Raw genomic sequence first — 21133 nt, 5'->3', positions numbered from 1 at the left:
GGTTGCGATATGCGCGGCGGGACAACTTGCGTCGCTTCTACGAGAAATCGGATGCGTCGCGAATTTCCGCCCAGATTGCTGGATATCGTCATGAATAGTTCGTTAAAGCCTGTGGTCTAGCATGGCTCGTGCGAATGATTTGCGGAGAGCTGAGATGCGGGAGATCTACAGGCCGTTTGTCACCAGTGACGATCCCGATCGGGACGTGCGCTGCCAGGACGCGATGCAGTTCGCGTTCGAGGATCTGACGCGCGCCTGTGTCGCTTCCGGCTGGGGCGAGCGTGAAAGCATGGAGGCGATCATAAGCCTTGCGGAAGAGCGCCTGCGCGTGCTCGGCGCCAATGACGACGCCAAACAGCTTCTCGATGTTCTGAAAAAGATGATCCAGCAGCCGGCGGCCTGAGGGCTGTCGCCGATCCCCAACTATCAGGCGGATTTCGCCAGCGGCACGTCGACGCTGTCGGCCAGGATTTGCGCCTGGGCGACCGACAGGTTATGCGACGCCATCAGGAGCAGGCAGAGCGCCACGGCGCGCGGCACATCCTGCTCTCCCGTCGCCCAGCGGCGGCTGGTGATCTGATCGACCCCAAAGAGATTTTCCACTCCAGCAGTGGTCAATCCCAGGACCGCCAGAGCGGCTCTGTATTCCAAAGCTTTCATGTTTGCTGTTCCCGACGCGCTTTATGCGCACTTATCTTTCGGAGTGGCCACAATAGTTTCGGTTTATTTTAAAGGGTCTCCGCAAGCGACATTTTCAAGTCTGAAAACGACAGTCACAGCAGTGTCACGGCGTCAAAGTCTGCCTGGCCGGCGTCTAGTGAACCGACGGTTCGTCCGCATCATCAAGGAAAGTGCGGATGCCGTCGCGCTCGACAGTGGCCAGAAACTCGTCGAAAGCGTCGCGATCGGTCTCGAAGCCCTCTTCCCATTCAATCAGGTCGTCGTCCTGCGTCACGACTTCCATCTTCCAGTCGCCATTGGTGCCGGCGGGGCGGAAGATATCGACCAGAACGGTCACGCCATCATCGGTAAACTCGCCGGCGAGTTCGGAATGCTCGAGCTTCGGTTCTTTCGTCTTGGCCATGTCACTCTCTGCTGGTCCTGCGGGATGGATCGCTGTAGCAGCCCGATCGTTTGCCGCCAAATCAAAAGATGGCTTCGGCAAAAGACACGAGAGAAAGAGTTTTATTGTTTGGGAAAAAGAGTGGTGCCCAGACGCGGATTTGAACCACGGACACGCGGATTTTCAATCCAACCCTGTTCGGCCCATTCCAACATCTTATCCCGCGAAAAGTGTCAAACCCGCACTGACAGATCAAACACTTAGCGGCCGTTTGTCAAATCAAAATCGCGCTGTCTCACCGACAACTCAAGCTGCATTTTGGCTTGCTGATCATGCCAGACTCTCCGAGTGGACCTTAGCAGAGATAGGCCAGAAATTCGATCTCTGCGAAGCTCAAGCCCGAGAGGCAGTTTTGCTCGCGAGACGCTACCGGATCTGCCGGAAGGCATTCGGCTGATGGTAAAGAAGCAACCGCCGAGCGGAGAGGAAATCCTCGCGTGGGTTAAACAGGGGCTGGAGCTTATGCGCGCAGCCGGTGTCACCATGCCGCCAGAGTTGATTTTGCGTAGCAGCACGGCTGCTGATCCCCGGCCTCTCACATCGGCGCAGGAATACGTTAGGGACCAGGTTGATCACTTCATATCAACTTCACTCGAAATGGCCCCGGCCGGTGCGCCACTGCAGGCACAGAAGCTCTATGAAGCGTACCGCCGCTTCGCGGATAGAAATCACGCCGAACCGATCATGCAGACCGCCTTCGGGCGCGCGCTGTCTAAACGCCTCCGGAAGGAAAAGCTCGGTGGCCGGATATACTATTTTGGTGTGCGGCTTCAGGATGATCCGGGGTTGCCGCTATGAACCCCGTACCCCACCCATCACTCGATGCACTCTCCACAAGCCGCGCGGATGCGCGGAGGCGCATTTGCGCAACCCCGTACCCCACCCACTACCAGTCGCCTTGGCGATTTTCGGATAGTTGGAGAGTTCTCGAAAAGCTATTGGAGAGTTGGAGGGCGAGAAAATTCAACGATAACAGCGACATGGATAGTTCGGATAGTTTTCACGCGCGTATATACGATTATTTTTATGAAATGGTGGGGTCTAACCAATTTCACTATGTAGTGCGGGAAAAACCATCCAAACTCTCTATCTATCTGTTTCTATTTCATAATACTCTCCAACTCACCATCCAAGAACTATCCAAACTATCCAATGGGGAACTGAAGTATGGTCTTTATGGTTGGTATCTGAGCCAACTGCATAGCTTTGCTCGTACTTGCCTAAAGACCTCATGTGCATCCGGTTGCTGCCGAATGATGGTGCGGCGCAAGGCGGCCGTGACGCAGGCCGCATGCAAAAGGCTGTGCGCCGCCGCCGCCCGCCCCCTCCCCGGTCTAGGGACCGTACAGACATTCTTCCCTCTGCGGGCCGGGGCGACCCCGAAAACCTGTCAGTCAGACTGGTCTAAATGTTGGGTTAACGGGGTTAACGCTGTTAACGGCCCAGTTAACGGGTTAACGCCCCATGGCTGATCGCCACCACAAGGCGCTCGACGAGCCGTCGGGCATCGTCTCTCAGCTACGCGACATGCACCGCCGCCTTTGCCGTGGACATTCACTTACCGACGATCAGTGCTCCCTACTGGTGAGCGGCATCGGGAATTACCTCTACGCCCTCGACAATGGTGCTTCCCCTTCCTTGGACAAGGCGATCGGCTTGAAAGCATGGGGCGGCGTTTCGGCCGGTCGGCAGGACGCTCTGTCTAGACGTGATGATCTTATCCGTAGGCTGTGGCGCAGCCAGCCTGATTGGCAGGGCCTTCCGCCGGCCGCCGCCGCCAAGCTGATGCAGCAATCCGCCGAGCGCTACGCCAATCTGCGCTGGCCGCGAGAATGCGACCTGATCGTCGCCCCATCGGCCGAGCCTGCAGCGACCTGGTGGCGCATTCTGTCGAGCGGTGAGCGCATTCCGGGGTCATCCAAGAGGCTGCAGCAGATCCTCAATGTGGAAATTCAAGGTGGCGTTTGAATTTCCCGAGTCGAGCTCGATGATGGTCGAAACAGGAGATCATCTGTCGATGGAAGCACCACACAAACTCGATTTGACCCGGCTACGCGGGCTTGAGGCCGCGAAGTCGGCTGCAATTGGCCGAAGCAGACAGCTATTGTCTGAGTATCAGGCGCTGGGTGTGAAAGAGGCGAACGCGCGCAAAGAACTGAAGAGCCTCGATGAGCACTTGGCGCACTACTCACGACATGGCAGCAGCACCGATCAGAATGCTGGAGCGACGCCGAGCGGCCCCGTCCTGCGCAATTCTGTAGCGAAGAAGAAGGATGATCTCGAGCGGATCCGCGAGGACATCAGGATCAAAGAAGCCGAGATGCACGCTGCGAGCGAAGAGGCCTCCACCGCATCACAGCTCTTCGAAAATTGCCGCAAGTATGCGGAGGGAGTGACCAATGGCGAATGAACTGCGCGATAAAATGAGAGTTTTCCTTTCCGCCACGAAGAAGGCGGGAAAAGACCTGGGCGATGGCATCGAGGCGCTAAGAGAACAGATCGTTCGGCTTCGTGAACAACGCGGACGATTGCTCTCAGTGCCGGTGAACAAAACGGTCGCACTCGAACGCGCCGAGCGTTGGGCGCGCTCCAAAGTGGAGATCAGCACCATCGTGGACGGCTCCATGTTCGTTGGCGCGAGCCCCAACTGGCGGGGGCCTGAGATGACGCTGGAGGCGGCTTTTGGCGCCTTCGCCGGGGAGTTTCTCATCAACGGCGTTCGTCGCGCGGTTGAACATCAATACGCAGCCGGCTTGGAAGGTATTTCCGAGGACGACCGTGTGGTGAAGCTCATGGAGATCGACCGGAAGCTGCTCGATGCGGAGCTCTCGGAGGAAAGCATCATTCGAACAGCTGAAGCGGCTGGCTTCCCCGCAACGCGCCGTGCTGACGCCGATCCAAGAGCGGTTTTGGCTCACGATGAGGTGCTGCCATGACACAAGTGTCCCGCATATACGCGGCCGAGGAAGTCGCCCGAATTCTCGGTTCAAAGGCTTTCGCATCGCCAAAACGACTGTTTTCTCCGCTTGGCATGACGGCTGCGAACATTTTCGCCGCGAGGCGTGCCGGAGTTGCGCCGACCGTACCAGGCGCAAAAGCTTCTAAGTCCGCTACGACGTTGGTCGACGATGACGACGACAATCACTCGCCGCAAAATGTTGCGCGGCAAGAAGTGTCTGGGTTTTTTGGTAGCAAATCCACGGGCTCTCCCACGGCGCGTACCTTCGCGCTACCGGGCATGACGTCTGCCGATATTTTCGCCTCGCGCCGTGCCAACTCTAAGGGAGCATGATTATGCCAACAACGCTCACTGAAACCCCTCGGGACCTCGCTTTCATCCTTTCGGAAGCGAATAGACATCTTTCTCGCGACGTCCTGACAATCAAGTCTGGATCTGGAAAGGTGTTCGCCGGCACCATTCTCGGGAAGGTGACCGCTGACGGCAAATACGTACCCTCTCCCGCCGCCAGCACAACTGGCAAGGAGGGTGCGGAAACGGCTAGCGCCATCTTGGGCTACGAAGTCGACGCGACCTCGGCCGACGTGCAAGCCGTCTGCATAACCAACAATGCCGAGGTGAAGAAGCCGATGCTGATCTTCGAAACGACGGTCAACGACGAAACCAAGAAGGCGGCTAAGCTGACACAGCTGCGCAGCGCGACCATCAAGGCACGCTAGGTAGGTTTGGGTGCCCCCTGGTCTAGGGACCGTACAAGACCGCTTCCCCCTGCGGGCCGGGGCGACCCCGATATCTCGCCAGTCTGACCCCTAAAATAAAGCCTAAAGCCTAAAGCCTAAACTAAAGAACTAAAATTTGGCGCACGCTCCTATGAGGCCGAAGAGCTAGGCCGATAGCGGAAGCGGACCTCCCCGCGCCAGAGATCAGACAGGGGTCAAGGTCCGCATAGCTTAAAGACGAACGCGACGAGAGAGAAACAATGGACATCGTACTCATCGAAGATCTTACGCCCGTTGGCGCGACGCGAAATCACTTTGTGCCGGCAATGTCGGGAGGAGAAGCAACCCGGTTGTCGGTCGGCGAAATCCTCGACCTGTACAGCGGCGACGATGTCGTCGACCTAGTCAATGGCGCGACCGCCAAGACATCGCTGGTCGGCGGCGACGAGTTTATCCTGCGCGACAGCGTCACCGGCAAGCTTTCGAAAATATCGCTGACGAACTATTGGGCGCAACAGAAATGGAAATCGATCATGGTCGGCGAGATCTACTTCGCCAACACCGGCCTCCTTGGCGTCGATGCTCCTCCCGCGAACAGCAGCGAAGTGGCGTTCATCGAGTTGACCGCCGGCCTTACGGGATCGGGTGGGTTCAATAACGGCAAGCTGACCAGCGAAAGCGTTTCCGGATCCGCGCCGCTCGTGGTCGCTACGGCCAATATCTTCCTATCTGGATCTCCGATGCTTGGTCAGAGCGTCGCGTTGATCAACACCGAGGGCCGCATTCTCCGACCTGGTGCGACCGCCAACAACAAGCAGGACGACGCGTTTCAAGGTCACTATCACCACGTCAACATGTCATCGGCAGGTGGAGTCGGCGCGGCTCCTCAGCCTGCAGCGACGAACACGGCAAACAGCGGCGTGCAAACTGACAGCCTTGCGACCACCTATCCCACGACTGACGGCACGAATGGCACGCCTCGCACGGCGAACGAAACCCGCATGCGAAACATCAGCGTCAAAGCCTACATGAGGATCAAGTGATGGCCTGGGCAACGAACGGACAAGTATCTACCGACGAGCTCGACGACGGAATCGAGATCTCCGACGATGACTACGCGCTGGCGATCGACGGTATTCTCGCGGGTAAGATTGTGACCATCGAAGGCGGGTTCGCGCTTATCGACCCGCCACAGCTGCCGGTCGATCCGGAGCCGACGCTCGATGAGCTGAAGGCACGCTTGAAAGCGACGGTCGATATGTCGGCCGAGCTGGAGCGCGGGAAATACATCACGGCGGGTTCCGGCCAGGCCATGACATATATGCAGAAAGCTTCTGAGGCGTCGGCGCTATTGGCTTCCGAGAACCCGGTTGCGAGCGATTATCCGCTTCTTTCGGCCGAGGTCGGCATTACCGCCGGCACGATCCAAGAGGTGGCCGCGATCGTCAACGCCGCCTTCGTCCAGTGGCAGCAGATCGGCGCTGCGATCGAGGCCGTTCGCCTCAGTGCAAAGGCTTCGATCGATGCCGCCCAATCCACATCGGGAGCGCTGGCCGCTGCCGAAAACGTCAACTGGCCATAAAGGAGTTTCTGTATGAAGGAAGTCGAAGCACGCCTCAAGATCTCTGCAGTAGACAAGACCGGCCAGGTGCTTAAAGCCGTCTCCGGCAAGATGGGCGAGATCAATCGTCGAGCCGAAGCTCTCAATCGCCAGCAGAGCGGGATGACGCATGGGGCCAAGGCAGCATACGGAGCGATGCTGCGCTACGCCGCGCCCGCTGCGCTTGCCTACGGTGCAAAGAGAGCTCTCGTCGATTTTGCGGCGATCGAGCGCGAGATGACCCGCATAGGGATCACATCCGGCGCAACCGCCGACCAGACAAACGCAGCCTTTTCCAGCATGCAAACAATGGCGAAGCAGTTTTCCTTACCGGTGGATCAGGCGATCACAGCCCTCGATACGCTGGTTGCCTCGGGGATGGACCTTAAAGAGGCGATGGCCTTTCTGCCGTCCGTGCTCGCTACTGCGCAGGCGTCGGGTGCGGCGACTGATGATATCGCCAACACGGCAATCAAAGCGGCTTCCGCCCTCAAACTCGAAACTAACCAACTGCAGAACGCCTTTGACATCATGGTTGCGGGCGGGAAGGCTGGCCAGTTCGAACTGAAGGATATGGCTACCTATATCCCGGACCTCGCGAATTCATTCGCCTCTCTTGGATACAGCGGCGAAGAGGGCCTGAAAAGGCTGGTGGCGATCCTCCAGACGATCCGCGAGGATACTGGATCGGCATCGTCGGCCGCTACCTTCGCACAGAACATCTTCGGCAAGATCTATTCCGCTGACACCGCATCGAAATTTGCAAAGATGGGTATCGACATCCGCAAGGAGATGGATGCAGCTCGAAAAAGTGGCGAGGATACGGTCTCAGCCTTCACCCGTCTTTCCAAAGAGGCGATCAATGGCGACCTCAGCAAGTTGCCCCTGCTATTCACCGATGAGCAATTCCGTCTCGGGATGCAGTCGCTGATAACCAGCCCGGAAAGCCTTAAGAAGTTCCTGGACATCATGAATAGTGCCGAGATCAAAGGGACCGTCTTCCGCGACCTCGCCCGGGTGACCGGCGACACGCAGGCCAGCATCGACCGCCTTTCGAGTAGCTGGGACAAGTTCATGAACAGTCTCGGCAAGGGCGTCTCCCGGCCGGCCGTGCCGATCATGGATGCTGTCTCTTCCGATCTCGATTATGGCGAGGCGATCAGAACCTCGTTGGCAAAACAAGGCATGAGTGCAACTCAGGTTGAGAGCTGGATGGCCTGGAACCTGCCGTTCGGACCATTTTCTCACAGCAGTGAGGCCGACAAGCTGGCGGTGCAAGGTGGCTATCAGGATCCTGAGTTCCTAAAGAAATACTGGAGCGACCGCTATGAGGACGGCTCTATTCGTCCTTCCACAGGCGGCCCCCACTCGATGTCGCCTCCCGGCCCTGCAGAATTTCCCGGTGGCGATCACAATTACCTCAACGGCAAAATCCCGCTTTCCGCCGTCCCAATCCCCGAGCCTCGGCCAGCGCCTCAGTCATCTACCTCGATGATCAGTCGTCTCGAGCAGCTGCATGAGTCTGCCTACTCGCCGAACCGTGTGAGCGCACCAATCCCCGCCAGCTTCAATGCCTTTGAGGGTATCGAACAACGGTTCGCGCAAGGCGGTGAAGCGGCGGGAAATGCCATTGAGCAGTCTGGATCGACGGCAGGCGACGCGATGGCAAGCAAGCTTAAAGCCGCGGGGGATCAGGTCGGCGCGGCGATTGCTGGTCGTGTCCTCGATGCTGTTATCTCGGGGTTGGCCAAATTCAAGACGGCGTCGCAGTCCGGCGCAAACGCCAACACCGGCCGATCGATGCCCCCCGGATCTAATGGGCCAGCAGGCGGAGGTGGCGGAGGCGGTTTTTAGAATGAGGTGCGGCGATATGCCCAGTTCGTCGTAGTGAGGTACAACCAATGCTACCTTGAAAATGACGCACATGTTTGAGATAAGTTTCGCATGTTACATTGCTTGGAACCTAGATCTTAGGATTAAGTTTACACAGGCATTGTAAAAAAAGCGACGGCCCAAGGGCCGCCGCGATATGTTCGGATTGGAGGTTGCAGTCTATCCGAACGGCAAGTGCTCAGTGATGACACGAGCCAAAATCGTAACAAAAGCCGGGGCGATATAGGTGGCCACCACCGAAATTCGTGCCCGGCTTTTTTGCTTCTGCTGCTGCGCCACCATTTCAATCAGGTCAGCGCGGGTTTCCGCAACATAATCTTCATAGTCTTGCGTGCGGTTCTGATGCACAAGATCGCCAAGATAGCGGTCGAGCGCTTCAGTGTATTCCAGAGCTTTAATCGGGTCGGCAAGCGCCTGGCGAATGAGCTCGCGAACATCTTTTGGTATCGTAGACAAAGGAGGATCCTTTCCTATTGCCGGGAACGCCCGGCGGGCTTCGATAAAACTGGACTGCATGTTCATTCCCTCCGTTTGGTAACCACGATGGCATTTGCTCCATACGCCGACTTTTCAGGCGGCGGCCGGACTTGGCGCACTGGCAAGAATTCGCGAGTTCAGAACGGCCATCCTGAACGCCTCGCGCCCTTGTCCATGAATTTGATATCGACGCGAACGATCCGCCTCGCCTTCAACTTGTGTCAGAAAGCCTCTATCGAGCAGGCGTTCGATCGTTTTGTAGACCATGGTGATATTCATGGCCTTCCCAGAGAACCGATCGGTCAGGCGGAGCACATCGTGATACGACAGCGCCTGACGTTCGTTCTCCATGTACAAAGCGCAGGCGAGTGCCTGCACTTCGTGTTTTGACAACGGTTCAACGAACAGGGCGGCGGAAGCCCCGAGCTGAATCATCGCGTCATCATGCTCGCCACTTTCGATTGCAGGCGAAAGCAGGTTGAGCATGGCCTTCATAGAGCGCTCGACATTCATTTCGAGCGCTCTTCTGTCTTCTTCGGCGGACCTGTTGAGGTGACGGCCTTCCACATTGAGTTTTATGGACCGGCCGCCTGTCACCTTCCTGAGTTGGGTGATCATGATGAGCTTCCCTTTTTTAAGCTGGTCTTACTTGTCTGTGCTGCCAGCGAGTCGGAGTGTTTCATTTTACGATCGTAAAAACAAGCCTCTTTTTACGATCGTAAAATGCCATTCGACTGCGGTCACAGAAAGCGACCAGAAACCATCAGCCGCCGCTATCAGCTCCAGGTTCGTGACGGGCTCAGAAGCCAGTCGGTAGAGGGCGTCTGCCGATTTGCACCCCAGCTCTCTGTCAAACCCACAACGAACAGGACATCATTTCGATCAATCAGCTTCATAAGCCGATCTCGAACCGCCGCCGGTGTGTCCTGGGTGTCGATGAAGTACGCCGACTTGAGGCACTTCGAGTGCGTGTAACTCTCGATCGCTTTGATCAGAGGGGCATAGTCTTGACCTGGTGCGTACAGGTCATATTGCACAAGCATAACGCTCATGGTGATCTGTCCTTTGAAACATCGGTGGATCAGGCGCGGCCGAGGCCGCGCCGTCGCTGTCAGTGCATTCCGCGCTTCAGTTTCGCGATCGCTTCAGCGTTCGGGTGGCGCTTGTGCTTCAGCACTTCGTTCACGCGCCCCTGATTGACGCCGTAGCTGGCGGCAATCTCGTGCTGATATTCGCCCGCCCATCGGCGGATCCACACTTGCACTGCATCGTCGAGGGTGAGTTGATAACTCGAATGTTTCATTGTGAGGCTCCTTTGTGAGCCTTGGCCGGCTTGACAGATCAGCCACCCCGCGTATTTTTGGGGTTGTAAAGGGGATCCGTAAGCCGTCCAAGGCGCTGCGGTTTTCGAATACGAGGCCGGGGCGGCAACCCCGGCCTTTTTCGTATCCATTCGCCAGATTATCCAGCGAACGAGCATAATAAACAATCGGTTGGCTGATTGCGTCAAGTGGTCCGGCGCGCGAGTCCTGTGGAAGGCGCGGTTTCCACAACCAACTGCGGGATTATTTTTTCAACTATCCACAGCAAAAATTGCGTGAAATCAACGCGTTGGCTGAAGAGCGATTAACGCTTTGTTAATGCTATATTTTTGGGGGAAACCGGGGAAATTATGCGATTGACTCGGCGACCGTAATCGATCTTGCGATTCATTCTAGTTGAAATTCGGCGCCGGAGGCCTTTGGACTCTGCTGATAAGAATCATCGTGCGCGCCGAGGTGCGTTGCGGCACCTCGGCGCCGACCGATTGATTAAAGACGATAGCGAGCTGCCGCGCGCCTAACGAGACTTAAGCCAAGTGGCGAAAGCTTCCGTGTCACCATTCCAACCAATCAGAAAAAGCACGAAGAGCACGACGGCCGCCGTTAGCGCGAAGAGGATCATTGTTGGGTAGCTGTAGGCCATAAACACCTTGGTGGATTTCACCCAGCGCTGCGCGCGGGACATCTCGAAATCCTTCGGGTACTCAAGCTGAAATCGATAAAAGTCCACATCGTCATGGTTGATTGAGTACTTCTGAAGAACGGCGTCATAGCGCTGAGACAGCAACAGGAATAGTTCGTTCGAGATGTTCTCGCCAGCAAAGCGGAGTTGCCGCCTGATCTCCTGAATCTCGAGCGCGCTGCGATGATACTGCTCCGATCGCACCGCGTGTCCGCTTGCGTAAGACAAGACGGACGATGCCAGCAACAGGACTGAGAGAACTGTAGAGAACAGGTTGTTTATCGGCTGTGCCGCTGCCGACGCACCCATGAGTGACGGGCCAACAGAGAGCAGGATGAGATAGGCCGACGAGAACGACGTTAAGGCCGTCATCCGCTTGTCGATGTGTTCGAGACGCTTTGCAGCGTTGAAACGCGCACCCGCCGTCGATTTCAGCGACCGGTTAAAGTCTGTGATCGTGTCACTCATGCTAACGCTTTCGTTGAGATAGTTGGAGCGTCTTTGCTGCGCAAAGGGGGGTGTGGGGGAGCGCGTGGACAATCTGGGGTCCGATAAGGGAGCTTATTGGACATTAGGAAACTGGGTTGGCGCTGTCAGATCAGGCCTTCTTTTTCGCAGGCTTCCGCGCCTTGTCGATTCTCGGCAGCTGCGGCGTTTCGAGATTGCTCCAATCCCAATCACCGTCGGCTTTGGCGTCCTCACGCTTCACCAGGCTAAAGCCGTATCGCGCGGCGATAGAGCGCACCTTGTCGAGCACCGCCTCATCGTAGCCCTCATCGCCTCGCTTGGGAAACGGCTCCGCCGGATCGGGCAGATCCACGTCGTCATCGGCGCCCGTGGCAGGCATGAGCTCGACCTCGCGGCGGCCGTCGGCGTGGTGGCGAATGTCGGTGATCGACATGCCGCGCAGCGCCCTCACCTCGTCCAGGATTGTCCCGAGCGTGCTCATAATCGAGACGCCTGGCGCTGGATGCGATTTTAGGTGATCACTCAACGCCAGCCCGTAATCTGCCTCACTCGGCTCCGGCGCGTCAGCATGTCGCGCAACATGCTCCTGGTAGGCCAGTGTGTCTTCTAGGCGCTTGATGATCTCGGAATTGAGCGAGCGACCGTTGTTTTCTGCAATTTTCTTTAGTTGATCACGCATGCCATCTGGAAAGCGCAACATGTACTGATCAAGTTTTTCGCTTGGGTATTGTGGCTTGGCCAAGGGTTTGCCGATCCGCTTTTCAAAATGACACCTATCAACTAGCTGCTTTTATAAATTGACGCCATCCTATCAAGTTGATACAACATATCTATCAACTTGATAGGAGGCTCCATTGGCTAGGGGAAATTTTCCGAGTGCCCAACAAGACCAGTACATGCTGCGACTTCCAGATGGCTTGCGAGGCCGCATCAAGGAAGAAGCTCAGCTCAATCATCGTTCGATGAACGCGGAGATCGTCTTCCATCTCGAGCGTGCAATGTTCGACCCATTGGAAATGAAAAAGGGCGAAGCGGCCTGATCCGCCGCATCGCCCTCTGAGATCAACATTCTTTACAGGAGAATGCCGAAATGCAGTTACAAGATAATATAAACCCTGCCCGACAATCAATAGCCGCTCCGCTTCTTGCTGAAGATGCGATGGTCGACCAGATCAGTTTGGCGGTCAGCATGCTTCAGGTTGCTGCTGCGGCGCTGGTCGGACCGCATGATGTTGCTGTCTCCGCCTCGAAAGTCATCGCCGGCGTCCAGGACGGACTTGAGGCGATCGAGCGGCAGATCACCGAGGACAGCGAAACAGATAGCGGCATTGAAGCCGTGCTTGGCCGTCTGCGGGCGGTGAGCGACCGCATTACGCGCTTAGGGCCGGAGCCAGACGCTCCGATTTTCGAGGAGTATGACAAGCTTCTCTATCAGTTTGTCGGCTTCCCCTGCCGGACCCAGAATGCCGCAAGTTTCAAGGCTAGCGTGATTTTGGGGGATAGCAATCTCAGGGATGCTTTGCTTGAGACGCGCGATGGCGAACTCCTCGACGAGTTTCTTGGAGCGTTGGTGCAGGGAAAACGAAATGCTTGAGCAGGACGTGTTGGCTTCCAGCTTTGATCTCCCGCCCTCGACGGGGCGGGGTCACCACCTTTGCGACAGGTCGATGTAGATGACGGTTTCCACTTTCACGATCAAGAGCCCTCCCCGCCGCATGCTCGATCTGAGCGAAGCGGCGATTTACGTTGGTGTGCCTGCCAAGCGGTTTCCGGGGACGTGTGCGGTTTGCCCGATCCGGATGCCGGACGGGCGCAACAAATACGACATAAAGGATCTCGATCACTGGATCGACGGCCTCAAAGGCGGCGACGGCGAGAGTGATGATGATATCATCGGGAAGCTCGGATGAGCGGCCGCAAGGATAAGCGCAAAAATAAGTACGCGGGTTGGAAGATCCACCGCGACAAGAAGCCGCCTTTTCGCTGGCGCGCCTACCATCGCAAGACCGGCGCGAAAATCGACTGCAGCAAGTTCGAGGTTTACAGCCTCGCCTTCGATATGGAAGTCCACCGCATCAACCAGCTGCACCATGAGCATGAGGCAAAGCCCGGCTCTCTTGGCATGTTGATCAAGAGGTATCGCGCCAGTCCTCGTTTTCAGAAGCGCGCCGATCGCACGCGGGCGGACTATCAGCGCGTTTTCAACTGGCTCCAGCCGATCGAGGACACTGAGCTACAGCGCTTCACGCGCGGCTTTATCGCTAAGCTCCGCGACAAGGCGGAAGAACAACACGGGTTTCGGTTCGCGAACTATGTGCGATCCGTGCTCTCGCTGTTGTTCTCTTGGGGGCTCGAATATGAGCTGGTCAAGGAAAACCCCGTTGCCGAGATCAGCCTGGCTGAGCGGCCAAAGAATTTGCCAGATGCGAACCGGCCGTGGACCGATAGCGAGCGCGATGCGGTCATGGCAGCACTTCCGCCGCACATGCTTTTGCCTTTTGGCTTGATGATGTTCTATGGGCTCGACCCGCAGGACGCGCTGGCGCTACCGCGTACGGCGATTTCCGATGCAGGTATCGACACGCGGCGCAAGAAGACAGGCCAGCCGGTCTATCTGCCGATCTTTGAGCCGGTCGCTGATGCGATCGCCAAGATGCCCGAGCATAACGCTATAACGCTGTGCGCTAACAGTCGCGGCAAACCTTGGACCTACAACGGCTTCAGCACCAATTGGGACAAGGTAAAGCGAAAGCTTCAGACAGCGCAGCTGATCCAGCCGGGCCTCACCCTGAAGGGCTTGCGCCACACAGTCGGCACCATCCTTGCCGAGATGGGTAAGGATAACGGCACCATTGCCCTAGTGCTCGGTCACGCAACCGAGGCCATGGCAAAACACTATTCAAGACGGGCTGATCGATCGAAGCAGGCGACAGCGGCCGTGTTCGATCTTGAGGCTGAACTGAACAGACGGAAAACGAAAGTTGTCAAACCCGACGCTTAAAAGTGTCAAACCGCAACATTTTAGCGAGCGCTAATAGCATGGAAAACGAGAACGAAAGCAAGGGCTTGGAGTGGTGCCCAGACGCGGATTTGAACCACGGACACGCGGATTTTCAATCCGCTGCTCTACCAACTGAGCTATCTGGGCATTCCTGCTTCGGCACATCTCTCGTTTCCGAAAGCTGCGGGGGCTTGGTTTTCCCCGGAAGCGAGCGGGGTTATAACATCTTGTTCGGCCATGGCAAGCGCCAAATGAGAGTTTTTTGACAGGCCTGTGAATTTTCCGAATTATTGAACAAATTGAACGGCTTCCCGAGCGGAAAACCCGATCAGTTCTCGTCGGGGTACTCGGCCTTCGTCTCATCCTCGGCAACGGGAATGGCGTATGAGCCGGTCAGCCAGCGCGAAAGATCGACTTCGCGGCAACGGTTCGAGCAAAATGGATAGTGCTCGCGCTGCGAGGGCGTGCCGCACTCCGGGCACGGGTGTGCCTTGCGCAGCGGTTCGATCTTGGCGCTCTGTCTGGTTTCATCGGGCATGGTCATTCCTTCGGGTTTTCGGCCCGCCGGCTTCAAGCCTCGGGCCACCGGCTATGGACGTCGAAGCCCTCGCCGGTCAGAAGCAAAATGGTCTCGTACAGCGGCAGGCCGACGACGTTGGTGTAGGAGCCGACCATCTTCTGCACGAAGGTGCCGGCCAGCCCCTGGATGCCGTAGGCACCCGCCTTACCGCGCCACTGGCCTGAGGCCAGGTAGTTTTCGACCTCGAAACCGGACAAACGCTTGAAGCGCACCTTGGTTTCCACGATCTTCTGGCGGATCTTGCGATCGGGCGTCACCAGGCAGACGCCGGTGTAGACCCAGTGGCTGCGGCCAGAGAGCAGGTAGAGCGAGGCCGAGGCCTCGTCTGCGAACTCGGCCTTGCCGAGAATGCGGCGGCCGACGGCGACGACGGTATCGGCGGCCAGGATGTAGCTGCCCTTCCAGGTCATGTCGCCCTTGATGGCGGCAAGTGCTGCTTCGGCTTTTTCGGTCGACAGGCGGCGCGCCAGCGAGCGCGGATGCTCCGACTTTTTCGGCGTCTCGTCGATATCCATCGGCATCAGGCGCGAGGGCTCGATCCCTGCCTGGTTGAGCAGGTCAACGCGGCGGGGGGAACCCGAAGCCAGAATGAGCTTGTATTTGAGCGCCATGGAACCTCGACTACCGGGCAGACGGAAGCGAAAGCCTTAGGGCTTTCGCATCAAGCTTACTTGAAGCGGTAGGTGATACGGCCCTTGGTCAGGTCGTATGGCGTCATTTCCACAAGAACCTTGTCGCCGGCGAGAACGCGGATACGGTTCTTGCGCATGCGGCCGGCCGTGTGGGCGATGATCTCGTGCTCGTTTTCGAGCTTCACGCGGAACGTCGCATTCGGCAAAAGTTCGGTGACGATACCCGGGAACTCGAGGACTTCTTCTTTAGGCATATAGGTGTTTTCTTCCTGTCGGTTGAGATGGCGGCATTGGCCAAGATTGGGGCCGCCTCAAAATTTGGGCGGAAACTACACAATCAACGGGGGTTTGTGAACCAAATTGATCGCGTTTCCTTTATTTGTTTCATGCGGACTGCGCGGCGATACCACTTCGGTCTAATAGACGGTTCTGGATAAGCTCGGCGAGGTAATTGCGCACCTCGCGATAGCTATCCAGAATCTGCTCCCGCGTACCCTGCGCAACTGTCGGGTCCATGGTTGGCCAGTAGACCACCTCGACGGCGCTCGCACGCGTCAGTTCCAGCGCTGCGTGGTGGGCTTGCGGCGAGAGCGTGATGATCACGTCGAAATAATCGTCTTCGAGATCTTCCAGCGTGTGCGGCAGATGCCGACCGAGCGACAGGCCGATCTCATCGAGCACCACATCGACGAAGGGATCGCGTTCGCCGGCGCGAACGCCGGCAGACCTTATATAGGTATTTGATGGCAGCAAACTACGGGCAATCGCTTCGGCGATCGGCGAGCGGATGGCGTTCATGCCGCACATGAACAAGATCGCGCCCGGCCTGATGCTTGCGCTTGTCGGTTCGAGTTCGCTCATCCCGGTCATCCGCGCCAGTAGAGAACGCAGACCAGCGTGAACAGGCGGCGGGCGGTGTCGAAATCCACCTCGATCTTGCCATCCAGCCGGTTCTGCAGCGTCTGCGAACCTTCGTTATGGATGCCTCGCCGCCCCATGTCGATCGCCTCGATGCGGCTTGGAGAGGCGGAGCGGATCGCCTCGTAATAGCTCTCGCAGATCATGAAGTAGTCCTTCACGATGCGGCGGAACGGGGTGAGCGACAGGATATGGGTGGCGACCGCCTCGCCGTCTTCGGTCGTAATCGCAAAGACCAGCTTGGTATCAACAAGCGAAATGTTCAGCCGGTACGGGCCGCCGGCGTGGCCGAGGGGCGTAAAACTGTTCTCCTCGATGAGATCGAAGATGGCGACGGCGCGCTCGTGCTCGACATCGGGCGTCGATCGGCCGATGGTGTCGTCCAGGACGACGTCGCAAAGCCGGAAGTCGCCCGCAGCCATCGCTTACCGTTCCAGATTGAGGCGGATCGCAACCGACCGCGCGTGGGCGTCGAGGCCTTCCGATACGGCAAGCGCGATGGCGGCCGGCCCCAGCGTGCGCAGTTGTTCCGAACCGAGGCGCAGGATCGAGGTGCGCTTGACGAAATCCAGAACCGAGAGGCCGGACGAGAAGCGCGCGGAGCGGGCGGTCGGCAACACGTGGTTGGAGCCGCCGACATAATCGCCGATCACTTCGGGCGTATGCGCGCCGATGAAGATGGCGCCGGCATTGCGGATCTTGTCGACCAGCGCATCGGGATCGGCGACGGCGATTTCCAGATGCTCGGCGGCGATGCGGTTTGCGAGCGGAATGGCGTCGCTGATCTCCTTGACCAGGATGACAGCGCCGAAATCGCGCCAGCTGGCGGCCGCCGTCTCGGCGCGGTTCAGCGTCTTCAGCTGACGCTCGACGGCGGCTTCCACCGCCTTGCCGAAGGCTGCGTCGTCGGTGATCAGGATCGACTGGGCGCTGACGTCATGCTCTGCCTGGGCAAGCAGGTCGGCCGCGATCCAATCCGGATTGTTGTCCTTGTCGGCGACAACCAGGACCTCCGACGGGCCGGCGATCATGTCGATGCCGACAGTGCCGAAGACGTGGCGCTTGGCGGCGGCGACATAGGCGTTGCCGGGGCCGGTGATCTTGTCGACCGGCGCGATGCTCTCGGTGCCATAGGCGAGTGCTGCCACGGCCTGGGCTCCGCCGATGCGATAGATCTCGCTCACGCCGGCAAGCTTTGCTGCGGCGAGCACGGCGGGGTTCACCTGGCCGCCGGTTGCGGGAACGACGATGACAACGCGATCGACACCGGCAACCTTGGCCGGAATGGCGTTCATCAGTACCGAGCTTGGATAGCTCGCCGTGCCGCCGGGAACATAGAGGCCAACTGCCTCGATCGCCGTCCAGCGCGAGCCGAGCGTCACGCCCATGGCGTCTTCGTAGATATCGTCCTTGGGCAGCTGGCGGGCGTGGTGGGATTCGATGCGGACGGCGGCGACCTTCAGCGCGCCCAGCACTTCGGCGGGAACGGCCTCGACGGCCGCGTCGATTTCCGCTTCGGTGACGCGCATCGGCGTCTCGGCGAAATCGATGCCCTCGAACTTCCGCGAATATTCGGCGAGCGCCGCATCGCCGCGAGCGCGCACATCATCGATGATGGCGCGAACGGTGACGTTCACGTCCTCGGACATTTCGCGCTTGGTCGTCAGAAACGCCGCGAAACGCTGCCCGAAATCGTCCGATGCCTGATCCAACCAGATTGCCACGCGTCAATTCCTCTCGGTATGCTTCAATAAATGCGTATTCAGGCGCCGGGATGGCGCGGCTTGGAAGCGGTTTCCCATGCGCCGCCGATATCCGCAAGCTGAACCTCGATGCATTCGACATCGAGTGCGATGGTGGCGCCGGCGGCCAGATCGATCTGGACAGTGCCCTCCGGCCCCTCCCCCTTCTGCTCGAAGCGGATGGCGAGCAGCGACAGGACATCCTCGCGGTTCTTCTGATTGATGCCGACGGAGCGGACGGCCAGCACGCGCTTGAAGACGATGGCCGCGCGGCGGCGCTCGAAGCCCTTGCGCTTGGCGCCGGCTTCTTCCCAGACGAAACGATTGGCGGCGATGGAGAACTGGTGGTCGCGCGGCGACCAGGAAAGATCCGCGACCTTGAAGACGCTATCCTGCGTATGCGCGGAGACGACGGCAAGGTCTTCGCTATCCAGCGCAACAAGCTTCAGGTCGGTCATTCAGGCAGCACCCCATTGTCTCTGATATCACCGGGATGGCGATATCCGGCGCCGCGGAATGGCGGTGCCGTAGGACAAGGGACATAAGGCGCTAAGGCCCATTGCGCAACGGGGACAAAGGGCGAATGACCGCCCTTTGTCTCGTTACGTCTACAGTTGCGCTTATTCGCTGACGCGTTCGACGATCGCGCCGCAGCGAGTGAGCTTTTCTTCGAGGCGCTCGAAGCCGCGATCAAGGTGATAGACGCGCGACACCATGGTCTCGCCTTCGGCCGCAAGACCGGCGATGACGAGCGACACGGAAGCGCGCAGATCGGTCGCCATGACGGGCGCACCCTTCAGGCGCGGCACGCCTTCGATCTTCGCCGTCTGGCCCGACAGCGAGATCTTGGCGCCGAGGCGGGCAAGTTCCTGCACATGCATGAAGCGATTTTCGAAGATGGTCTCGGTGACATGCGACACGCCGGTCGAGCGGGTCATCAGCGCCATGAACTGCGCCTGCAGGTCGGTCGGGAAGCCCGGGAACGGATCGGTGACGATATCGACCGGGCGGATGCCGGCGCCATTGCGGCGGACGCGCATGCCGTTGTTGGTGGCGGAGATTTCAGCACCGGCGCGGCGAAGCGTCTCAAGCGCGGTGTCGAGCAGCGCCACGTCAGTGTTTTCAAGCACGACATCACCGCCGGCCATGGCAACGGCCATGGCGTAGGTGCCGGTCTCGATACGATCCGGCAGAACGCGGTGGCGCGCGCCCGACAGCGAGGTGACGCCTTCGATGGTGATGGTGGAGGTGCCGGCGCCGGTGATCTTGGCGCCCATGGCGATCAGGCAGTTGGCGAGGTCGACGACCTCAGGCTCGCGAGCAGCGTTGCCGATGACGGTGGTGCCGCGGGCAAGCGTGGCGGCCATCATCATGACGTGGGTGGCGCCGACGGAAACCTTCGGGAAAGTGTACTTGGCGCCAATCAGACCGCCCTTGGGGGCGGTGGCGTTGACATAGCCGCTGTCGATATCGAGCGTCGCGCCGAGTGCCGTCAGGCCGTCGAGGAAGAGATCAACCGGGCGCGTGCCGATGGCGCAACCGCCGGGCAGCGAAACGCGGCACTGGCCTTCACGCGCCAGAAGCGGGCCGATGACCCAGAAGGAGGCGCGCATCTTCGAGACCAGCTCGTAGGGAGCGGTCGTATCGACGATGGTGCGGCAAGTGAAGTGGATCGTGCGCGAGTAGCTGTCTTCCTGGCGTTCGCGGCGGCCATTGACCGAAACGTCGACGCCGTGATTGCCGAGGATGCGCAGCAGCTGCTCGACATCGGCCAGGTGCGGCACGTTTTCGAGCGTCAGCGTATCGCTGGTCAAAAGCGAGGCGATCATCAGCGGCAGGGCGGCATTCTTGGCGCCGGAAATGGGAATGATGCCGTTAAGCTCATTACCGCCGACAATTCTGATACGATCCATAAGCGCTTACGGGCGATGCCCGCCTTTCTGAAACTCTGTCTTTTAAAAGGATGCGGGTCTTTAGACGAAATCCGCGAAGGCTTCAATTCGAAGCGGACGGAACATTACGATTCGTCCATTTTTGCGGCAGGCAGTCCATTTGTCTCGTCGGCCTGGCCGGAACGACGCGCACGCGTCTGCTGTTTGCGGCGGGAAAGATTTTCCCGCAATTTTTCCGCGGCCCGATCGCGGCGCAATTTCGCCTGCTGTTCGATCGCGTCTTTGCGGCCCTTGCGGGCATTTTCAGTCTCTTCGGTCATGTTTCATGGCTTACCCGAATTCGCGGCAATCCAAAAGTGGCGACGTGAAACTGACATAAGTTTGAAATTGCGTCTTGCGCTCGTCCCGAAGCTGTGGCAATAGCCGCCCCGTTCACGCAACGCAGCCGCTTCGGTTGCCAGCGTCTGGTCCTCGCTGCCGTAGCTCAGTGGTAGAGCACACCCTTGGTAAGGGTGAGGTCGGTGGTTCAATCCCACTCGGCAGCACCAGTTTTCTTTCCGGTAAAAATCAGCCCCTTTCGTACGCCTCATCGACGCGCGCCTGCACCTGTTCAGCAAAAAGGGCCGAACAAGCCGGCCCCTTTTTGATTACGGATGTCCATCCGCCTTAATTGTCGTATTCGCGGCATGCCTGGCTGATCGAGGCGCCGCTTTCGCCGCCGCGGGTGTCGACGCCCGAGTTGGCGCGGGGCATGGATGGGCAATCCATGGCCTTTGGCTGCGTTGTGATCGACTGCGTGGTCGTTGGATCGATGGGTGTAACGGTCACGGGATGGGTGCCGTTGTCGCTGCTCGTGTAATCGCTGGAAAATGTTCCGGCGCTTGAGCCGGTCGAGCCGCCATTGGTGGGGCCGATCGAATCGGGGTTGGATTGCGCGAAGGCCGATGTGGCCAGGCCCGCGGCGAAGATGGCCGCCGTGATGACAGACGTTCGCATGGGAATTTCCTCTTCATCGTCGGTTTTCACTATCGGGTTACGTGTGGACAACCCGGTCGAAACGGGTTTGTTCCGCGATTTACGGCAATCGTGAATTGTGACCGCGCGTCCCGCTGCGACATTCGGCGT

The 21133-nt window shown here is 58.5% G+C and carries 32 protein-coding genes and 3 tRNA genes; 15 read left to right on the top strand and 20 right to left on the bottom strand.

The window, feature by feature from the left end:
* Positions 1 to 154: 154 nt before the first annotated feature.
* Positions 155 to 403, top strand: a complete 249-nt coding sequence (locus ACIQUB_RS08365; protein ID WP_113237560.1) for a hypothetical protein — start codon at positions 155 to 157, stop codon at positions 401 to 403.
* Between the two features lie 23 nt (positions 404 to 426).
* Here the strand turns inward: ACIQUB_RS08365 and ACIQUB_RS08360 are convergent, their stop codons facing one another.
* The 3 genes from ACIQUB_RS08360 to ACIQUB_RS08350 all read right to left on the bottom strand — a co-directional run bounded on the left by ACIQUB_RS08360 (position 427) and on the right by ACIQUB_RS08350 (position 1278).
* Complete coding sequence (locus tag ACIQUB_RS08360) at positions 427 to 660, bottom strand: hypothetical protein (RefSeq protein ID WP_111561685.1); 234 nt, start codon at positions 658 to 660, stop codon at positions 427 to 429.
* 154 nt (positions 661 to 814) lie between these two features.
* Positions 815 to 1084 (bottom strand): hypothetical protein, encoded by a 270-nt coding sequence (locus tag ACIQUB_RS08355; protein WP_047507331.1) that lies wholly within the window; start codon positions 1082 to 1084, stop codon positions 815 to 817.
* Between the two features lie 121 nt (positions 1085 to 1205).
* Positions 1206 to 1278: transfer RNA gene (locus ACIQUB_RS08350), tRNA-Phe, on the bottom strand.
* A gap of 241 nt (positions 1279 to 1519) precedes the next feature.
* On the opposite strand from ACIQUB_RS08350, the gene ACIQUB_RS08345 reads away from it, so the two are divergent.
* The 9 genes from ACIQUB_RS08345 to ACIQUB_RS08305 all read left to right on the top strand — a co-directional run bounded on the left by ACIQUB_RS08345 (position 1520) and on the right by ACIQUB_RS08305 (position 8255).
* Positions 1520 to 1921: a hypothetical protein gene (locus ACIQUB_RS08345; RefSeq protein WP_402929254.1), complete on the top strand. Its 402-nt coding sequence runs from the start codon at positions 1520 to 1522 to the stop codon at positions 1919 to 1921.
* 666 nt (positions 1922 to 2587) lie between these two features.
* Entirely contained in the window at positions 2588 to 3091 is a 504-nt protein-coding gene (locus ACIQUB_RS08340; RefSeq protein ID WP_402929252.1) for a hypothetical protein, read from the top strand.
* Positions 3066 to 3533 (top strand): hypothetical protein, encoded by a 468-nt coding sequence (locus tag ACIQUB_RS08335; RefSeq protein WP_402929250.1) that lies wholly within the window; start codon positions 3066 to 3068, stop codon positions 3531 to 3533. The genes ACIQUB_RS08340 and ACIQUB_RS08335 overlap by 26 nt, the downstream gene beginning before the upstream one ends.
* The gene (locus ACIQUB_RS08330; protein ID WP_402929249.1) at positions 3523 to 4059 is read left to right on the top strand and encodes a hypothetical protein; all 537 of its coding nucleotides are present in this window, start codon (positions 3523 to 3525) and stop codon (positions 4057 to 4059) included. The genes ACIQUB_RS08335 and ACIQUB_RS08330 overlap by 11 nt, the downstream gene beginning before the upstream one ends.
* A complete protein-coding gene (locus ACIQUB_RS08325) occupies positions 4056 to 4415 on the top strand; it encodes a hypothetical protein (RefSeq protein WP_402929248.1) in 360 nt (119 codons plus the stop codon). The genes ACIQUB_RS08330 and ACIQUB_RS08325 overlap by 4 nt, the downstream gene beginning before the upstream one ends.
* Positions 4412 to 4801: a head decoration protein gene (locus ACIQUB_RS08320; protein ID WP_402929246.1), complete on the top strand. Its 390-nt coding sequence runs from the start codon at positions 4412 to 4414 to the stop codon at positions 4799 to 4801. The genes ACIQUB_RS08325 and ACIQUB_RS08320 overlap by 4 nt, the downstream gene beginning before the upstream one ends.
* Positions 4802 to 5061: 260 nt before the next feature.
* Entirely contained in the window at positions 5062 to 5844 is a 783-nt protein-coding gene (locus tag ACIQUB_RS08315) for a hypothetical protein (protein WP_402929245.1), read from the top strand.
* Positions 5844 to 6383 carry a hypothetical protein gene (locus tag ACIQUB_RS08310; RefSeq protein ID WP_402929243.1) on the top strand — a complete coding sequence of 180 codons (540 nt, stop codon included), beginning with the start codon at positions 5844 to 5846 and terminating at the stop codon, positions 6381 to 6383. Before ACIQUB_RS08315 ends, ACIQUB_RS08310 begins: the two co-directional genes overlap by 1 nt.
* 12 nt (positions 6384 to 6395) lie before the next feature.
* On the top strand, positions 6396 to 8255 hold the full coding sequence (locus ACIQUB_RS08305) for a phage tail tape measure protein (protein ID WP_402929241.1): 1860 nt from the start codon (positions 6396 to 6398) through the stop codon (positions 8253 to 8255).
* Between the two features lie 198 nt (positions 8256 to 8453).
* On the opposite strand, the gene ACIQUB_RS08300 is transcribed toward ACIQUB_RS08305, so the two are convergent.
* The 6 genes from ACIQUB_RS08300 to ACIQUB_RS08275 all read right to left on the bottom strand — a co-directional run bounded on the left by ACIQUB_RS08300 (position 8454) and on the right by ACIQUB_RS08275 (position 11985).
* Positions 8454 to 8810 carry a hypothetical protein gene (locus ACIQUB_RS08300; protein WP_402929239.1) on the bottom strand — a complete coding sequence of 119 codons (357 nt, stop codon included), beginning with the start codon at positions 8808 to 8810 and terminating at the stop codon, positions 8454 to 8456.
* Between the two features lie 54 nt (positions 8811 to 8864).
* The gene (locus tag ACIQUB_RS08295; protein WP_402929237.1) at positions 8865 to 9389 is read right to left on the bottom strand and encodes a hypothetical protein; all 525 of its coding nucleotides are present in this window, start codon (positions 9387 to 9389) and stop codon (positions 8865 to 8867) included.
* Positions 9390 to 9547: 158 nt separating this feature from the next.
* Positions 9548 to 9823 (bottom strand): hypothetical protein, encoded by a 276-nt coding sequence (locus ACIQUB_RS08290; RefSeq protein ID WP_402929235.1) that lies wholly within the window; start codon positions 9821 to 9823, stop codon positions 9548 to 9550.
* 59 nt (positions 9824 to 9882) lie between these two features.
* Positions 9883 to 10074, bottom strand: coding sequence for a hypothetical protein (locus ACIQUB_RS08285; protein WP_112950022.1), 192 nt, complete (start codon positions 10072 to 10074; stop codon positions 9883 to 9885).
* Between the two features lie 536 nt (positions 10075 to 10610).
* Positions 10611 to 11243 (bottom strand): SLATT domain-containing protein, encoded by a 633-nt coding sequence (locus tag ACIQUB_RS08280; protein WP_402929233.1) that lies wholly within the window; start codon positions 11241 to 11243, stop codon positions 10611 to 10613.
* A 130-nt stretch (positions 11244 to 11373) separates the two neighbouring features.
* Entirely contained in the window at positions 11374 to 11985 is a 612-nt protein-coding gene (locus tag ACIQUB_RS08275; protein ID WP_402929231.1) for an Arc family DNA-binding protein, read from the bottom strand.
* Between the two features lie 112 nt (positions 11986 to 12097).
* Between ACIQUB_RS08275 and ACIQUB_RS08270 the strand changes: the two genes are divergently transcribed.
* From ACIQUB_RS08270 to ACIQUB_RS08255, 4 genes are all read left to right on the top strand, one after another.
* The gene (locus ACIQUB_RS08270; RefSeq protein WP_402929229.1) at positions 12098 to 12283 is read left to right on the top strand and encodes an Arc family DNA-binding protein; all 186 of its coding nucleotides are present in this window, start codon (positions 12098 to 12100) and stop codon (positions 12281 to 12283) included.
* Between the two features lie 50 nt (positions 12284 to 12333).
* A complete protein-coding gene (locus tag ACIQUB_RS08265; RefSeq protein WP_402929228.1) occupies positions 12334 to 12837 on the top strand; it encodes a hypothetical protein in 504 nt (167 codons plus the stop codon).
* A 121-nt stretch (positions 12838 to 12958) separates the two neighbouring features.
* Positions 12959 to 13153, top strand: a complete 195-nt coding sequence (locus ACIQUB_RS08260) for a hypothetical protein (protein WP_402929226.1) — start codon at positions 12959 to 12961, stop codon at positions 13151 to 13153.
* Entirely contained in the window at positions 13150 to 14244 is a 1095-nt protein-coding gene (locus ACIQUB_RS08255) for a tyrosine-type recombinase/integrase (RefSeq protein WP_402929224.1), read from the top strand. The genes ACIQUB_RS08260 and ACIQUB_RS08255 overlap by 4 nt, the downstream gene beginning before the upstream one ends.
* A 71-nt stretch (positions 14245 to 14315) precedes the next feature.
* Here the strand turns inward: ACIQUB_RS08255 and ACIQUB_RS08250 are convergent.
* The 10 genes from ACIQUB_RS08250 to ACIQUB_RS08205 all read right to left on the bottom strand — a co-directional run bounded on the left by ACIQUB_RS08250 (position 14316) and on the right by ACIQUB_RS08205 (position 20328).
* Positions 14316 to 14391: transfer RNA gene (locus tag ACIQUB_RS08250), tRNA-Phe, on the bottom strand.
* A gap of 181 nt (positions 14392 to 14572) precedes the next feature.
* On the bottom strand, positions 14573 to 14782 hold the full coding sequence (yacG, locus tag ACIQUB_RS08245) for a DNA gyrase inhibitor YacG (RefSeq protein ID WP_047507557.1): 210 nt from the start codon (positions 14780 to 14782) through the stop codon (positions 14573 to 14575).
* 32 nt (positions 14783 to 14814) lie between these two features.
* Positions 14815 to 15435, bottom strand: coding sequence for a Maf-like protein (locus tag ACIQUB_RS08240; protein ID WP_018898379.1), 621 nt, complete (start codon positions 15433 to 15435; stop codon positions 14815 to 14817).
* Positions 15436 to 15491: 56 nt separating this feature from the next.
* Positions 15492 to 15710, bottom strand: coding sequence for a translation initiation factor IF-1 (gene infA, locus ACIQUB_RS08235; RefSeq protein WP_003545338.1), 219 nt, complete (start codon positions 15708 to 15710; stop codon positions 15492 to 15494).
* 130 nt (positions 15711 to 15840) lie between these two features.
* A complete protein-coding gene (locus ACIQUB_RS08230; RefSeq protein ID WP_113237559.1) occupies positions 15841 to 16317 on the bottom strand; it encodes a low molecular weight phosphatase family protein in 477 nt (158 codons plus the stop codon).
* 5 nt (positions 16318 to 16322) lie between these two features.
* Positions 16323 to 16796 carry a UPF0262 family protein gene (locus ACIQUB_RS08225; RefSeq protein ID WP_113237558.1) on the bottom strand — a complete coding sequence of 158 codons (474 nt, stop codon included), beginning with the start codon at positions 16794 to 16796 and terminating at the stop codon, positions 16323 to 16325.
* 3 nt (positions 16797 to 16799) lie between these two features.
* Positions 16800 to 18098 carry a histidinol dehydrogenase gene (hisD, locus tag ACIQUB_RS08220; protein ID WP_113237557.1) on the bottom strand — a complete coding sequence of 433 codons (1299 nt, stop codon included), beginning with the start codon at positions 18096 to 18098 and terminating at the stop codon, positions 16800 to 16802.
* Between the two features lie 38 nt (positions 18099 to 18136).
* On the bottom strand, positions 18137 to 18574 hold the full coding sequence (locus ACIQUB_RS08215; protein WP_113237556.1) for a DUF2948 family protein: 438 nt from the start codon (positions 18572 to 18574) through the stop codon (positions 18137 to 18139).
* A 162-nt stretch (positions 18575 to 18736) separates the two neighbouring features.
* The gene (murA, locus tag ACIQUB_RS08210) at positions 18737 to 20029 is read right to left on the bottom strand and encodes a UDP-N-acetylglucosamine 1-carboxyvinyltransferase (RefSeq protein ID WP_112429160.1); all 1293 of its coding nucleotides are present in this window, start codon (positions 20027 to 20029) and stop codon (positions 18737 to 18739) included.
* Positions 20030 to 20133: 104 nt separating this feature from the next.
* Positions 20134 to 20328 carry a hypothetical protein gene (locus ACIQUB_RS08205; protein WP_402929178.1) on the bottom strand — a complete coding sequence of 65 codons (195 nt, stop codon included), beginning with the start codon at positions 20326 to 20328 and terminating at the stop codon, positions 20134 to 20136.
* Between the two features lie 153 nt (positions 20329 to 20481).
* Here ACIQUB_RS08205 and ACIQUB_RS08200 point away from each other — a divergent pair.
* Positions 20482 to 20556 (top strand) — tRNA-Thr (locus ACIQUB_RS08200).
* 118 nt (positions 20557 to 20674) lie between these two features.
* On the opposite strand, the gene ACIQUB_RS08195 is transcribed toward ACIQUB_RS08200, so the two are convergent.
* The gene (locus tag ACIQUB_RS08195) at positions 20675 to 21004 is read right to left on the bottom strand and encodes a hypothetical protein (protein ID WP_113237555.1); all 330 of its coding nucleotides are present in this window, start codon (positions 21002 to 21004) and stop codon (positions 20675 to 20677) included.
* Between the last annotated feature and the right edge of the window lie 129 nt (positions 21005 to 21133).

Source organism: Rhizobium sp. NPDC090275, from assembly GCF_044772225.1.
Classification (GTDB): Bacteria; Pseudomonadota; Alphaproteobacteria; order Rhizobiales; family Rhizobiaceae; genus Rhizobium.
The sequence above is the reverse complement of the archived record's forward strand: the minus strand, read 5'-3'. Positions and strand labels throughout refer to the sequence as shown.